Annotated in this window: 13 protein-coding genes; 4 read left to right on the forward strand and 9 right to left on the reverse strand. The window is 37.7% G+C overall.

All coding sequences use genetic code 11. The annotated features are described in order from the left end of the window. The first annotated feature begins 7 nt into the window (after positions 1 to 7). Complete coding sequence (locus tag IO68_RS22800; protein ID WP_023013043.1) at positions 8 to 751, forward strand: pantothenate kinase; 744 nt, start codon at positions 8 to 10, stop codon at positions 749 to 751. Here the strand turns inward: IO68_RS22800 and IO68_RS22805 are convergent. Both IO68_RS22805 and ffh read right to left on the reverse strand, forming a co-directional pair. Beyond that, positions 721 to 1,308, reverse strand: a complete 588-nt coding sequence (locus IO68_RS22805) for an RBBP9/YdeN family alpha/beta hydrolase (RefSeq protein ID WP_023013044.1) — start codon at positions 1,306 to 1,308, stop codon at positions 721 to 723. The genes IO68_RS22800 and IO68_RS22805 overlap by 31 nt on opposite strands. 156 nt (positions 1,309 to 1,464) lie before the next feature. Further along, complete coding sequence (gene ffh / locus IO68_RS22810) at positions 1,465 to 2,871, reverse strand: signal recognition particle protein (RefSeq protein ID WP_004881228.1); 1,407 nt, start codon at positions 2,869 to 2,871, stop codon at positions 1,465 to 1,467. A gap of 147 nt (positions 2,872 to 3,018) precedes the next feature. Here ffh and IO68_RS22815 point away from each other — a divergent pair, with 147 nt between their 5' ends. From IO68_RS22815 to IO68_RS22820, 3 genes are all read left to right on the forward strand, one after another. Beyond that, on the forward strand, positions 3,019 to 3,828 hold the full coding sequence (locus IO68_RS22815; protein ID WP_031234761.1) for an inner membrane protein YpjD: 810 nt from the start codon (positions 3,019 to 3,021) through the stop codon (positions 3,826 to 3,828). 26 nt (positions 3,829 to 3,854) lie between these two features. Beyond that, complete coding sequence (locus IO68_RS0116870; RefSeq protein WP_031234762.1) at positions 3,855 to 4,358, forward strand: hypothetical protein; 504 nt, start codon at positions 3,855 to 3,857, stop codon at positions 4,356 to 4,358. A gap of 74 nt (positions 4,359 to 4,432) precedes the next feature. Then, positions 4,433 to 5,359, forward strand: a complete 927-nt coding sequence (locus tag IO68_RS22820; RefSeq protein ID WP_031234763.1) for a tRNA dihydrouridine synthase — start codon at positions 4,433 to 4,435, stop codon at positions 5,357 to 5,359. A 112-nt stretch (positions 5,360 to 5,471) separates the two neighbouring features. Here IO68_RS22820 and IO68_RS22825 read toward each other — a convergent pair whose 3' ends face one another. The 7 genes from IO68_RS22825 to dcd all read right to left on the reverse strand — a co-directional run bounded on the left by IO68_RS22825 (position 5,472) and on the right by dcd (position 16,224). Next, on the reverse strand, positions 5,472 to 6,533 hold the full coding sequence (locus IO68_RS22825) for a DUF6160 family protein (protein WP_023013048.1): 1,062 nt from the start codon (positions 6,531 to 6,533) through the stop codon (positions 5,472 to 5,474). A gap of 12 nt (positions 6,534 to 6,545) precedes the next feature. Then, positions 6,546 to 9,149, reverse strand: a complete 2,604-nt coding sequence (locus IO68_RS22830; RefSeq protein WP_023013049.1) for a DUF6160 family protein — start codon at positions 9,147 to 9,149, stop codon at positions 6,546 to 6,548. A gap of 27 nt (positions 9,150 to 9,176) precedes the next feature. Further along, positions 9,177 to 9,959 (reverse strand): hypothetical protein, encoded by a 783-nt coding sequence (locus tag IO68_RS22835; protein WP_023013050.1) that lies wholly within the window; start codon positions 9,957 to 9,959, stop codon positions 9,177 to 9,179. Positions 9,960 to 9,972: 13 nt separating this feature from the next. Further along, entirely contained in the window at positions 9,973 to 12,093 is a 2,121-nt protein-coding gene (locus IO68_RS22840; protein WP_023013051.1) for a hypothetical protein, read from the reverse strand. A gap of 281 nt (positions 12,094 to 12,374) precedes the next feature. Then, positions 12,375 to 13,862: a tryptophan 7-halogenase gene (locus IO68_RS22845; protein ID WP_031234764.1), complete on the reverse strand. Its 1,488-nt coding sequence runs from the start codon at positions 13,860 to 13,862 to the stop codon at positions 12,375 to 12,377. Positions 13,863 to 13,925: 63 nt separating this feature from the next. After that, a complete protein-coding gene (locus IO68_RS22850; RefSeq protein ID WP_031234766.1) occupies positions 13,926 to 15,407 on the reverse strand; it encodes a hypothetical protein in 1,482 nt (493 codons plus the stop codon). Positions 15,408 to 15,654: 247 nt separating this feature from the next. Next, entirely contained in the window at positions 15,655 to 16,224 is a 570-nt protein-coding gene (gene dcd, locus IO68_RS22855; protein WP_004914176.1) for a dCTP deaminase, read from the reverse strand. Positions 16,225 to 16,328: the final 104 nt, after the last annotated feature.

A 16,328-nucleotide genomic window follows, 5' to 3' on the forward strand; every position in this document is an offset into this window, starting at 1 on the left:
GTCCGTTATGAAAAGCTTATGGCTCGATATTGGAAATACACGCTTAAAATACTGGATCACTGAACAAGATCATGTAATTGAGCATGCTGCTGAGTTACATCTACAGTCTCCAGCTGACTTATTGCTTGGACTCATACAACACTTCCGACATCAAAATCTCAGTCGCGTGGGTATTTCCTCTGTTTTAGATCCTGAAAATAATCAACGTATTCAATTGATCTTGGATATTCTAAATATCCCTGTGATCTTTGCCAAAGTACATGCTGAATATGCAGGTCTGAAATGTGGCTATGATGTGCCGAGCCAATTGGGGATTGACCGCTGGTTACAAGTACTCGCGATGGCGAAAGTTGATCAAAACTTTTGTATTATCGGGTGCGGTACGGCTTTAACAATTGATTTAGTTGAAGGCTTTCAGCATTTAGGTGGTTATATTCTGCCAAATTTATACTTACAACGAGACTCCCTGATTCAGAATACTAAAGGAATTAAAATTCCAGATTCTGCCTTCGATAATTTAGATCCTGGCCATAATACGGTTGATGCCGTTCATCATGGAATTTTATTGGGTTTGATTAGTACGATTGATCAAATTATGCAGCAATCACCTAAGCATCTTATTCTCACAGGTGGTGATGCTCATTTATTTGCCAAATTCCTGAGTCATTATCAACCTCAAGTAGAGTCAGATCTATTACTTAAAGGACTGAAGCACTATGTTCAATTTAATTCAGCTTTGAGTAAGGTCTGAAGAATATCCAATAATTGAGGAAATTCAGCATAGCCATCCTCAGCACGGAAATGCCCTGCTTGAGCAACCTCAATCAACTGGGCATTTAACATATGTGAAAATTTAAAAGTTAATGGCACTGGAACAACTGGGTCATTACTCGAAAAGAATACAATACGTCGCAAGATGTTGGCTCTTAATATTCCACTCTCAAAACTAGACGCTTGAACAAATGCATCAAATTCGGGATGTTGAGGTACTCGCTCGTTAAATCCTGCTAAAAATAAGCCTGCTTTTATATTTGTCTGTTGCAACTTTTTTGCTAGAAACCGCACTGTTGCGAGACATGAAAGGCCATGTGCAATCACAATACTCTGATCATTTAAATTATTGCATTGTGCTTCAAGACAAGTCTGCCAAACCTCAGCATCAGGATGATTTGCATCTGCCAAAAAAATACGTTCTACATCAACACCTAAGCGTTTTAACTGATGATCCAACCATAGATACCAGTGCTGTTCGGGGTCAGCATTCTCAGAATGCATAATAAATACTTTACCGCTTAAATTATGTGACATACTCAACACTATTTATTAATATAAAACATATATTTAAATTTAATTTCATTCTTTTTATTCTATTTTAATGTAGATATTTTGTATTAATTTCATACAAACACACTTTATTTTTCAAATAAAAAAGGTGCTTAAAGCACCTTTTTAATGGAAGAGAGATTATTTCTTTTGGTCATTATTACCAAATAGAGGTCCCATATTTCCGCCACCAAATTGTTTTTGCATGTTACCTAATGATTTCAACATCTTGCTCATACCAGATGGATTCGCAAACTTCTTCATCATTTTCGCCATTTGTGCTTGTTGCTTGATCAGCTTATTGACTTCAGCAACATCCATACCACAACCCGCAGCAATACGCTTTTTACGACTTGGATTCATTAAATCTGGGTTACGGCGCTCTTTAACCGTCATGGATTGAATAATCGCTTCCATACGCTTAACTTGTTTTTCAGGATTTGCTTTTTCAATCGCGTCCTGAATACCCGCATTACTCATACCAGGCAACTTGTCCAAGAAGCCCATCATGCCGCCCATTTTGCTCATTTGCTCAAATTGCATCAGCATATCTTCAAAGTTGAAGGTACCGCCTTTTTGCAATTTTTTCGCCATTTTTTCGGCTTTTTCTTTGTCGATCTTACGTTCAACTTCTTCGACTAAAGAAAGGACGTCACCCATACCCAAAATACGTTGCGCTACGCGATCAGGATGGAATGGCTCTAATGCATCAAGTTTTTCACCAATACCTAAGAATTTGATTGGCTTGCCTGTGATTGCACGAACAGAAAGTGCTGCACCACCACGGGCATCACCATCAGTTTTAGTGAGAATCACACCAGTTAAAGCCAAAGCATCATTAAAAGCTTTTGCAGTATTGGCAGCATCCTGACCTGTCATCGCATCGACAACAAACAATGTTTCAGTTGGTTTAACCGCTGCATGTAACTCTTTGATTTCGTCCATCATGTCTTCATCGACATGTAAACGACCTGCTGTATCGACAATCAAGACATCAGCAAACTGAATTTTCGCTTGCTCAATGGCACGATTCACAATATCAATCGGCTTCTCAGAAGCCTCAGATGGGATAAAACCAACACCAACATCATTTGAAACTGTTTCTAACTGCTTAATTGCCGCTGGACGATACACGTCAGCAGAAACGGTCATCACTTTTTTCTTTTGACGTTCTTTTAAGAAACGCGCTAATTTTGCGGCAGTTGTCGTCTTACCAGCACCCTGTAAACCAGCAAGTAATACAACAACAGGAGGTTTTGCACTTAAATCTAAGGTCTCATTTGCCTCACCCATCATCTTGGTGAGTTCATCATAGACAATTTTTACAAATGCCTGACCAGGAGAGAGCTGAGTCATAACTTCCTGACCGAGTGCTTCTTCCTTAACCTTCGCGATAAATTCACGAGTTACAGGTAACGCCACATCGGCTTCAAGAAGTGCCATACGTACTTCACGTAAGGTATCTTTAATATTGTCTTCGGTCAGCTGCCCTGAGCCAGTAACATTTCTTAAACTCTGTGTGAGTCGTTCTGTTAAGGTATCAAACATTGCGAAATCCGCTTAAAATGGCTAGTTGCAAAAAAATCTTTCTTAAAATAGAAAATTTATGCATAGAATGCTATAGGATACTGTAGTTCGAAGCGAATTTATATCTTATATGGTGAATATTATTCATCCTCCTAAAAAAGGTTTGACATGATCAGTCTCCCCTTGGTTTACACAATTTTGGCACTGGTCTCATATACCAGTTCTTTTTGGTATCTGTTTATCCATTTAATGTCAAAACGTACTCCAAATATTTGGTGCTATGGTGTTATCGTCGTCTTGGGGCTTGCTCTTCACGGAGTAGTTCTTTACCAAGATATGGTGACCCCTATTGGCGTCAATTATGATGTGTTTAATCTAATTTCTTTCACGTCTGGCTTAATGCTTGCGTTAAGTTTAGTTCTAAGTTTGATTCGTCCGATTCTACCGTTAAATTTAATTGGTACACCTGTAGCCGCAATTGGTTTAATTTTAGGTTATGCTTTTAGCCAAGCCAACCAAGTGATTGAGCAGCATAGCATTGGTCTTGATTTTCATATTATTTTATCACTTTCTGCTTATGCCGTTTTATTAATGGCGACGATTCAAGCTGTCTTACTATGGTTTCAAGATCGTGAACTCAAGAAAAAACAAAAAAGAAGAATTTGGGTCAATTTACTCCCTCCATTTCAAGTGATGGAATCCCTGCTATTCGATCTAATTATCACAGGCTTTGGACTATTAACTGTTGCCTTGCTATTTGGCTTCTTCACCATAGATAATTTCTTCGCCCAACACCTCGCGCATAAAACTGCATTCAGTATTATTTCGTGGTTCTTATATGGTGCTCTATTGATTGGTCACTACAAATTCGGTTGGCGTGGGCGCAAGGCAATTCGCTTTACCGTAACGGGTTTTATCTTGCTCGCGATTGGATTTATCGGCAGTAAATTTGTTTTAGAAATGATATTAGGACGTTAATAGAAACGTTCTAAAATGGAATCATAATGTATTCTTACTATAAATATACAGATATAGATAAGACAATAATCCTGTATGAACTAGATCAGGAACATTACTGTTTAAGAGCAATCTGTAGCACATCATCAATAATCTTGAATACAGCTTTTATAAATGAACAATCTAATTTTTTTCTACCTGAAGGAAGCTTCGAAGAACATTTAGAAGAATTATCTCTTATTACAAAGGAAGAATTTTTAAGTTTTTGGAATAAATCTATATCGCAACATGTAGATGCATGGGGTAGCTTAAAAAGCAAACTTCACATCAATCAAAATATTGATACAGAGATTGTTTGTTTCTATCCACAAGGTGTTATTGTTAAATATGGAGAAATTTTTTTGGGTTTAGTGAACTACAAAGACTGCGAATCCATTTTAGGAACAGACAATATTTATCCTCAACAAAAAATTAAACTGTATGTGCAAAACTTTGATGATGAAAACTTATGGATTAACTTCTCAGTAAACCCTCAACATCAGCCTGTGTAGAACACCATATCATTTTATAGACATCTTACCAAAAAATGCGTATAACGCTGTTTTCGCTTATCTAGGTAAAAATCGTGAAACTTGTACTCGCCCCGATGGAAGGTCTTACTGATCCAATCATGCGTGATGTGCTCACCTATGTTGGCAGTTTTGATTGGTGCGTGACCGAGTTTATACGTATTACTGATAGCATTCAGCCAGATCACATCTACTATAGCTTTTGCCCAGAACTGAAAAATGGCGGTAAAACCGCAGCTGGCACGCCTGTACATGTACAATTTCTTGGCAACAATCCAGACATGCTTGCTGCTAATGCAGCAAAAGTCGTTGAGCTAGGTGCTCCTGCAATTGATTTAAACTTTGGATGCCCTGCTAAAACAGTGAATCGACACCGTGGTGGATCAGTTCTGCTTGATGAACCAGAAACCGTCCATTTACTCGTCAAAGCTGTACGTGATGCTGTCCCAAAACACATCCCCGTTTCTGCAAAAATGCGTTTAGGCTATTTAGATGAAGATCATACCCTAGACAATGCACATGCCATTGAAGATGCTGGTGCCAGCTGGCTTACTGTACATGCTAGAACCAAAGCAGATGGTTATACACCTCCTGCTTATTGGGAAAAAATCCAACCTATTACCGAAGCATTAAAAATTAATGTCATCGCGAATGGTGAAATTTGGAATAATGCAGACGCCAAAGCCTGTTTAGAACAGTCTACTTGTCATGACTTGATGATTGGTCGTGGTGTAGTGACCACACCAGATTTAACTTTGTGTATCCGCCAAAATAAAGACCAAGCAATTCTTTCATGGTCTGATTTAGTCGAATTACAGCAACGTTTCTTGAGTGGTCAATATAAAACAGAAATCGGAATGATTGGCCGTTATAAACAATGGTTGGGGATGATGACTAAAGCTTATCCAGAAGCACAAGAGCTATGGGGAAAAGTAAAAAAAGAGAAGCAGCTTGATCAAATTCTTGATTATTTAAAAACTTGATACGCTCCATATTATATTTATTCTTAGCAGAACATTATAATTCTTAAGTTGCAATAATAGAGTCCTCATATTCTAGGTGTTAAAGAAATATAAGGACTCATTAGCTCAATATTTATAGACCACTTACCTTCATTTTCAAATCTGTGACCGAAGCATTAGTAAAACCTATATTTCCAATCGGACTATTTTGCAAACCATTAAAGCGATAATTGCTACTGCCAACAGCAGGTATAGTCGTCATATCATTCCCAAACTTGATCTCGTTGAGACGTAAATCAACCGAATCTGACGTAATACATGTAGCTGGCGTAGTTGAACAACTATCCACATAATTCCCAAACACCAGACCATCTGATTCAATTCCAGCATGAAAATTGTCTAAGCGAAATCCTGTACTAGAATTTGATGCTTTCATTTGAAATTTAAAGTTTGCTCCCACAGGAGCGGTTGTTGGATCACTTTCAGTTGCATAACTAGATACAAGCATCATGTTACAACCTGTTCCAGTTCCACATATTGAATCTATTGCCCCCCCCAAACGCACCATATAGCTTTGTGGTGCAGCTCCAAGCTGAATGTTCATCTTTGGCTTATTGCTTGCTAAAAATTTGATGTTTAAACCATCACTCAATCTAAGCAGCTCTTTAACCCCTGTAGTTAAGGTTGCAGTACTAGCACCAAAAATTGATCTCTGAGTATAAACACCCGCTGAAGTTATACCAAAATCTGATACGGCATTTGAACCAGCTGTATAAACAGAAAATTTTGAAACATCCAACTCATCTAAATTGCCAAAAGATAATCCAATATTGGCGAAAGCACCATTTGTGCCAGTTCCCTTATCAACATCAATTACCGCATTCACATTTAAGTTTGTAACGGCACCACTAGATTTCGCGGTAATACTAGGATTAGAGAGTGTCGAATTAGGGCTTTGTGCAAGGACTAAAGCACCTCGGCTTCGATACTCAGCAGCAGCCACACTTTTAGTATCCCAACCATCAGGATCAATAACCGCTAATTGCTTAAATTCAATTTTCGGAGTACTTAAATTAATGTTTAAGCCATCTTGTCCTGTCGCAACAGATAAGCTTTGATCATCCATCGGTTGCATAGCCATAACTGCTGGACTGAGCAACAAACATAAGTAACTTATAATCTTATTTTTATTCATCACACTCTATCCTTAGTTTCTAGGAATAATACCTAATTGCCCAGTGATACGACCGCCTGTCAATACCATTTCACCTAAGCGTTGTGGCTGTGCACCTGTTGTTGGTGGGTATAGATTCAAATCCCGAACTCGTAATACTCCAGCAATTTTTTCAGCGTTAGTAGCTGCACCAGTTGCACCAACCCCTGTTGTCCCTGCGGGATTAAATGTTAAACCTGCTTTGAATGAAACCATCCCATCACAACCTGCAGCTGGGCACGCTTGTCTTGTATCTGGTGAAATAATAATTGCATTATTGAAAGCAACTTTACCATCAATATTATCAAAACCTACTGTAGAACCATCCAGAGGGTCACTTAACTGAATCGAGCTTTTTCCACCATCTTTTACAGCTTTAAGATCTAACTCACCAACAACACTTAAACGACTCCCATCTGTACTGGTATACTCACTATTTGGGATAAGAGATAAGTCTAATTTTTTACCATCTAAACGGAGCTTAGTAGAAAGTAAAACGTCATTATTATTAGAGAAATCAGCTGAAGATGCCGATGCTGCTGTAGATGTTCCTTTATATACAGCACCTGGTAAATATCCCCCTGCAATTTGTGCAGATAAGATAATTAAGATATCTTTTAAACTCGCATTGAAACTACCATTTTCAAGTCCAATCGTACCCGTTCCTTTAAGGAGCATATCTATATTACGCAGACCAATATAACGCACTGAGTTTGTATCTGCGTTGTCAAGTAATAAAATTGATGTCGTTTTTTGCTTCGTAGTATCAGTACTTCCATTCATACCTGTAGTACTCATGGCAAGTGAAAAACCTAGACGTTCTGAACCTGCCAGAACAGTGTATCGAGTTCCATTTAAATCATAATAATATGCATCTGCTGGTGCAGTAGTCCCATACATTGCTAAATTTGCATTTAAATCATAAAACGGTAAAGCTAGACCCCATGTATTACCAGCTGTATCATTAATTTTTGGAATTATTGTTCCCGTTGTTCTTGCACTATTTGTAAAGCGGCCACTCCGTGAAAAAGCTTGGAACTCTGCACCTCTGATCGCTGTAAGCATGGCATACGGATTTTGATCTGTAGTTCCATTATGAATAGTCTGAATATAATCCGCATCAGTGGTTAATGTCGTAGATGAAGAACCATTCCAATAACGGCTAGTTTGTAATGCTTTATTGGCTGGTAAAAAAACTGTTTTTGTATCTACAAGATTGAGATAAACATTACCTGTATCAAATGAACCACGATTTCTGAGATTCAACCCAGTTAGTTCCCCAAACTCAAAACCATAAGTATTAAATCCAGCACCGCCTATCTCTAAAGTTGTTGCTTTGCTATTATCCCCACCCAACATTGGATCATTTTTTTTGGTAAAGTCTGCTTTCATACGAAAAGCAATACCGGTATTACCAATAATGTTCTGCGTTCCTGCTGCCGTAACAGCATTATTTGCTTTACCTAAAATATTAGTATTGTCAGGACTACCAAATTGATTAGATGCCACATTATAAATAGGATCAGTTCGAGTAAATCCATCATTACTGTTCGTATTTGTCCCTCTAACTTGTATTGAACCATTAACCATGCGCCCACTTGCACCTAAGCGAATTAGACCCTTGGCTGTTTCTGATGTAGTTTGACCATTTATTGGCGTCTTAGTTGTGTCTACTGAATATCTATTATTTGGGTTTACATTACGATTCAACATAAATTCTAGGTTTAAACCAGAATTAGTTGCTGGCGAAGAATAAGTGTTGCCAGATATAGTTCCAGAATTAGCAGGATCTGTTACACGAGTAAAATCAACATAACCATGTGTTAAACTCGGTGTAGTACTTGCAGCTACATTTACTGAGCCATCAGCATTGTAGTTAATAACTGCATCAGAAGCACTAGCACCATTTGTTCTAACAATAAAGCCTTCTGTACCATCTACATACATCACGCCTTTCGCAAAAAAGTTAAAGTTAAAGTTTTTTAGAATTAATTGATTTAGAGTTTGACTTGGAGCTAATCCTGTCGTCTGTCCTAGATATATACTGGCATTTTTTGAAGCAAATGTTAGTTCACTCTGACCATCCTTACTAAAAAGACCATCACGTGTTTTAAAACTAATACTGGTATCTGAGTTAGTTTGTACTGCAATATCACCTACAGGAGTACCACATGATGCCGCGTCACATACTTTAAACTTATTCATGCTGATCAAGATAGGCGCAACGTTTAAATCGAAGTCTAAACCCGTTTTATTTGCTTCGCTGCCTGTATTCATTTGAAGATCTATATTAGGTCTTACACTAGGTGTTGAACTGTTAGATTGGATTTTAAAATTTTCAGCTTCTGCTCGTAAAGTTGTATCTGCAGATTTTCCAGCACTACCTCGACCCGCATTATCTTCCCAAAAGAACTTACCTACATTCAATTCTTTAAAATCTAAATTTATATGCAAGCCATCTTGTGCATTTACACTGCGCATCGATGAATCATCCAACGCCTCCAAAGCATAACAAGGATGACTAACCAACAAAACACTTGCAGCTAAAGTAGTGAGTACGAAGTACTTTTTATGTAGCTTTTGGTTATTCTTTTTCATTGCTCAATCCTTTGAAACTAATAAAATTTAACAACGAGCATGATTACTACATGCAAAAATCTGGACTTTTCCATCTATTGCAAGGTTGCCATTCATTTGTAAACCAAGGAAACCCTTTTCTCGTCCTACATCATAATTATTGGCTGTTGTACCATTAGCACCTGTACTTTGTGGAACAGCACTATAAGTTCCTGTTTTTAAGAAACCGTAATCTTGGGGATTTGTCGTTGTTCCCTCAATCAATTTTCCACTTGTATCATAATAGGATAGAACCGTACCAGTATCCTGCTCGATAGATAAAGCATTAAAACCAAAATTACGAATTTGAATTGGTTTTGTACCATCAAACGAAAACTGCATTACAGGTTTAGTGACAGTACTACCACCAGTTTTTGCAGTATATTGTAGGTCTATGGCATCTAAACCAATTTTTTGAATATTAATTGTTCCCTGTAAACCTTTAAAAACAACCCAAAGCTTACGACCTTTGTTATTTATATCGGGATCACTAGCAGCCATCGACCAAACTGGATCATTTGCACCTGCTGTGCCTTGTTGTACAAACCGCTTATTCACAGAAATCGCTAATCGACAATACTCCAAGCGAGCAGGATCACAATTAAATGTAGGAGCAACCCCTGCAAGTAAATCAGCGTCACTTAAAATATTATGATTCATAGATAGCTTAAGAGATAAATCAGCCCCACCTTGACCTTGTATCGATTGCAAGGTTTGGTTATCCAAAGCTTGTAATTCAGCATAAGATGAATTTGCAGTACAGAATAAGAGCAAAGCGATCATTTTTTTCATTACTAAGCCCCCTTTACAGACCAGTAGTCGTTATTTTCATATGTTGAATCAACAAACCATCGATTACAGCAGAACCCATATTATTATTAGGTACTATTGGAGCTGGGGCTGTATTTGTTGCTGGAATCACATAACCAGTTGTTCCATTAGATGAACCAATAAAATTATTTAGGTTTGCATTAGCAGCAGTCCGCCAACCTGCTCCATTGAGTGCCGTATCTGACCATGTACGGTTAGCAACGGTTCCATATAAAGGTGTTGTGGTTACTGCTGCACTGTTATTACATGTTGTTGAACCACCATTCGTACATAATGTTGCACTGGTTGGTGTATTGGTCCAACCATTAACTGAATTTATTAGAGATCCTGAACCATTATAATACTGCCACTGATATAAAGAACCCGTGGTATTAGTTACACCATTACAACTTCCCCATGATGTACTAGTGCATCTACTATTAGTGATCCATGTTGAAGTATTCATCTCACGTTGTGCATAACGTATTTGCGATGCTGTATTTGTAGTGATATTACTAATAAAACCATTTGGATTTTGCAAATTACCAAAAGATATCCCAACCGCATCATCCACGCCAGCAGTACCTTTATAAGCTGTGAGCGTCTTACCTCCATCTGAACTATAAACAGAACCAATACTAATACTACTATGCGTTGCTAATTTCTTATTCGAGAGAGCAGTTGTAGAATAATTGGTACGTGGAGACCCTCCTTGATAGCCACTGATCTCACTCGTACCACACTGGTAAACATTACAAGTTGAACCTAAATAAGTCGCATCTGTACCAGAATAGTCAGTGTAAATTTTCTTATAGATTTCTGGTTTGTTTGGAATACGAGCAATCTCTAAACTAAAATTCTTCCCATCAGATCCCAAAATAACAGGTTGAAATAAATTTCCTAACACAAGATTAATGTTCGGATTATAGATAAATACACCTTCATTTGCATCAAAAGTCGGTGCACCAGTACCATTTAGCGCTGGTGTACTCAAACCTGCTGTATCCGTTGTTTCTCGCGTACTTAACCTTAAGACACTATTAGTTGGAACACTCCACACTCGTTTGATTTGACGCGTATCAGTACGTGTCTGTTTTTGCACGATAAACAAACAACCTGGAGATGTACTATTAAACGCTCCTGTTCCTGCGTTACCACAATTACCAGTTGATGCTGTTTTCGACGTACCTAGTACTGAGTCTTGCCCATTGTGAATAGTTGTCCATGCAGATGGTGTGCCAACGCTACCTAATTCTGTATCCGTAAAAGTTGCTTTTAGATCTTGAGCATCACCACTGTTAAACCGTAGAACTCCAGCTATGCCTAATGTATTATTATAAAAAGCACTCATACCATTATTATTATTTGAACCACCTAATGTTTGGAAAACTTGTAAATTACTTCCATTCATACTAAAACCATTCGCTATCGCTTGTAAGCGTAAGCGGTTAGCGCGCCCAGTAGCTGTCGTGCTAAAATTTTCACCAAGATTAAATTGATCCACATCTCCTTCAGCTTTACTTTGGTCACGAACAAAAGCATCTGCCCACAACGCTAATTTTAAATTATAGGCATCTAAACCTGTTTTTGTACCAGTCTCATATAATGGCGCTTCAAAGTTTAAATATGTAATTGTACCGTTACTGCCTGCAAAATCAGGTACATTGCTTGCTGTAGCTGCTTTAAAAATCCAAGGATTATTTGCAGTTCCCCAGCTTGAAATTTTGGAGCCAAAACGATTATTTATATTATTATCATTTTTAGACAAAGCTAAACCATACAGATATAAATCTGCTTTACCAACGGAGTGATCTGCACTTGTGACTAAACCATCTTTGTTTGTATCTTGACTAAGGGATGTCAAACCACCAACTGGAATGTAATGAATATACCCTGTATCTTTACTACGATCTGCTAGAGAAATTTCGTTACCCGTTTTATCACCGCGGAGTACAAATGAAAAATCTGTAGGTAAGATTGCAACGCCTTCACCAGTCGCTTGGCTTAAAGCATCATCGGAAATTTCTTGCAACGCAAAAGCATATCTGCTTATGCACAAACTAATTAACGTTGCCAAAACAGTTCGTTTGAATGATACCGTATGAAGTGTAGTCATCTTGACCTTCCTATTACACGATGCTCCGCATCATCGTTATTTTTCTCAATCCCTCTGAGTGATTTATCCCCTTTATAAAAAAGAGTGCCTCCGAGCATCACTCGAGATAAAAGGCAAATTTCGCCTAGGTAATCTCATTTTTAATTATGCCTAAGAATTACACAAAAGCAAAATAAACCAGTCGAATGTTACATTTTTCCGATAGATGAAAATACAACAACATCGATAAAATCACTGAAAACTATAATTATCAATAACATTGAAAATTCTTTGTCTTATTTTCATAAAAATAATTGCTGTTTTATTTGTTGCAAATATTTAGCTAATTTTTGCTTTTTTTCTGTTGACAATGCATAGAGCTCTGCTGAAGTTGCCTCAGGTTTGATCACCCCAACCCCAGCACCCACAGCAAACCAACTAGCAGCACTAAACATCGACATTCCGCCCATACTATGCTCCACAAAGTCAATATCTCGCGGAGTTCGATGTTCCCAGCATTTTTTTAGCTCTTGATAACTTTGCGATTGAGGGACTGTCAACATATATTGCCAAAAAGGGGTATCTTTGCGTCCAGTGTCATAATGCATACGAATAAAATCACAGATACCTTTCCAATATTGGCTATTTTGTCGATTATAAAAATCTATATTTTGCTGGGAAATCACCCCATGATTTTCTTGAATAAATGAAATCATTAATTGTAACTGACTAAGCATTTGCCCAATTGAGGTAGCCTCCAAAGGCTCAATAAATCCAGAGGCTAAACCAATAGCCACTACATTTTTCATCCATACTTTTTCATAAAAGCCAGCCTCAAATGCAATTGGCTGAGCTGGACTAATCTTCACTCCTAACCACTGTTCTACTTCCTGCTGCGCTTGTTCATCTGTAATAAATTGATCGTGATATACATAGCCTGCTCCAATCCTTTCCTGCAACGGAATTTGCCATACCCATCCTGAACTCATAGCCGTTGCACGTGTCACTAGCTCAATTTTATCTTGATGTTGCAAATGAAAAGGTAATGCTCGATTCATAGGTAAAGTATCAGCAAATGAATGCCAACCACTTTGATACTTTTTCCCAATTAATAACCGAGAAAAACCCGAAGCATCTACCACAAAATCACACTGAATTTTTTGATCCAAGAGCTGAATAGCTGTGACATATTCTGTTTGAGGATTTAATTCAAAATCATGAACCCTTTGTTCAACATGAATAATACCTCTTGATAATGCTATTTCTTTTAGATATTGACCCACCCGAAAAGTATCAAAATGTAGAGATGCGCCAAAATTATTCTTTCCATCTAATAAAATCTGTAGAACCTCATGAAAAGGTTTACGATCTTCACTAAATTGATAAGAGGCCATATAGCGACTTATATCTATGCCATGATTAAATAATCCAGATAAATAAGGGTTAAATCCAAACTCATTCCAAGCAAAATCAGGCGTTGGCAGTGGGAAAAGATGATAATAATAGTCTTCTTGTTTGCCTGTTCTCCAACGCTCATAACGAAACCCCAATTTAAGCGTAGATCCCGTTTGTTCTATAAAATCTTTTAAATCGATATTCAAATCATGTAATACCGAAAGCAAGTTCAAAACTCCACCTTCACCAACACCAACGATTGGTATCTCTGGTGCTGAAATTACCATCACTTCAACAGATGGACTAAACAATTGTCTAAGTTGCAATGCAGCAAACCAACCTGCCGTCCCACCACCAACAACTACAACCCTATTCATTCCTCGTAGATTTATCATTCTTCTTTTCCCAATTTGAAATAATAAAAGCAGCCTCGGCTGCTTTTTTAAAATGTAAGCAAATTAACAGAATTTTAATGTTCCATAACAGTTTGATTTTGGCACTTGATTTTTTAGCTGTACATTAGATAAAGAAAGTGTGGCAGGTGTAGCATCACTTAAATCAATTATAATGGGGTCCGGAGTAGTCAATGTAATTCCAAATAAAGTACCAATAGAATCAAGAGCTGGAACATAAATGCGTTGAGATTCTTGATTCAAAAAAGCAGAAGCTTTCGTCGCAACTTGAGGATAAACAGCAGATACATCCACTGGATTTTGACCTTTTAACAAACCTAAATTTACAGGATCAGCAAATGACATCCACCACCCAGCTCTAGCAATATCACTAGCTTGAGTAAAATTAGATAAAGAGGTCTTTCCAACATCAGCTCCATCAATATAATTGCCTGGCCATAATAAATCTTGTAATTGTAAGGATAAATAGCCGCCTGTACCTGTCAAAGGTATATTATGAATCATACTTAAAGATTGCTCAAAACTAACATTTAAAGGTAGTCCTTCAATTCTTGACCCCTCTTTCAATTTAACTTTCGCCTTACATGCTATAACTAAGATACAGTCAAAATCCACTTTGAGCTGGTTATTAGGTCCTTGGTCCAACGGAATATCAACACTCGCCGTTACATTATCAATACGTGCAGCTGTTTGACGCTTACCATTAACCTGAAAGGCTGGTGTTAAAAATCCTGCCGTCACGGATGGAATCGAAATTCCCAATGTATCACTACTAGCAGGATCTGAAACCCAGTCTCGATTAAAACCTAAAGCATTTAGTTTTCCACTTATACGTTGGTCGTTAGTTTTACCAAACAATCCCGGTGTTGTTGTCACTTCCCCTGTTGTTGGACTAAATCTCATAAAGCCACTTAACGACTGAATTCCATCAGTAGTAGATGGCGATGCATTATTAGTTAAACCAGCGGTTAACAAAGCATTTATTTTTTCAGCACTAGCTCTAAAACCAACGACCTCACGGGTTGAAGCGCTATTTGGGTTTTTAATAGCAAACTCCAAGAAAGGATTACTAATTTTAGCACTTGTAGCAGCACGTCCATCCCCCGAATAGGCTGGATTACCATCTATATCATAACCACCATTCGGAACAGCATTCCCATTAATGTCATAGTTCCCACCATTTGGAAGCCCACTCAATGCTAGATTTTTAATATCAATATCACAGCCTCCAACACCATTCTGCCCGCCACAACCTAGCTGTAAATTCTTTATGTTAGCATTCAACTCTAATTCAGCTTCAAGCCCTAATTTATAGAATCCTATATTATTGGAGCCACTAATATTCCTCATTAAATTTGCACTATCTGTTGGAGATATATATGACAAACTCATCAATGCCTGTCCTGTTGTAGCAGACATCTCACTATCACTCAGACTCTGCAAACCTTCGGAGGACGCATAGGCAAAATTCAGGCATACACTACCCAACGCCAACATAGCAAAATGTAGAGACTTAAACCGTCGCATAACGACCTCCGTGTTAAAACTTCCATATGTTCTTTTATTACTTGTTTCTGTTTGATCGAATACTCACTTATATAGCAGTAGTAATTTCCGTGATCCTGTACAAAAACAAATCAAATTATAATGATTGTATCTTATTTTTTATTAATTGCTAGCTTCATTCGTCTGAACAATTCTTATGATGAATGAAGAATTTTTAAAAATCATCAAATTAAAAAACCCATCATTTACAAATGATGGGTTTTTTAATTTAGGTCTTCGGTAAAGTCACGCCTGTCTGACCTTGGTATTTGCCACCACGATCTTTATATGATGTTTCACATACTTCATCGCTTTCAAAGAAAAGCATTTGTGCGACACCCTCACCCGCATAGATACGCGCAGGTAAGTTTGTAGTATTGGAAAATTCTAAAGTAACGTGACCTTCCCACTCAGGCTCTAACGGCGTCACATTTACAATAATACCGCAACGTGCATAAGTCGACTTACCCAAACAAACAGTAAGTACATTTCGAGGAATACGGAAATATTCGATGGTACGCGCTAAGGCAAATGAGTTTGGTGGGATGATACAAACGTCTGATTCAATATCAATAAAACTTTTATCGTCAAAGTTTTTAGGATCAACAATCGCTGAATGAACATTGGTAAATACTTTGAATTCACGTGCGCATCGAACATCATAGCCATAGCTCGACACCCCATAAGAAATCAACTTTTCGCCATTTTCACCATAACGAACTTGATTCTCTGCATAAGGTTCAATCATGCCGTGTTTTTCGCTCATTTCACGAATCCAACGATCAGATTTTATTGCCATGACTTTTTTCCAAAATCTAAATTAATGATTGGCAGGTACTTTAACGTAAATCATCATTAATGAAAATAAGACTGCTATCCTGATAGGCAGAATAGCAGAGATAC

This window comes from Acinetobacter sp. COS3 (genome assembly GCF_000475335.1).
GTDB lineage: Bacteria > Pseudomonadota > Gammaproteobacteria > Pseudomonadales > Moraxellaceae > Acinetobacter > Acinetobacter venetianus.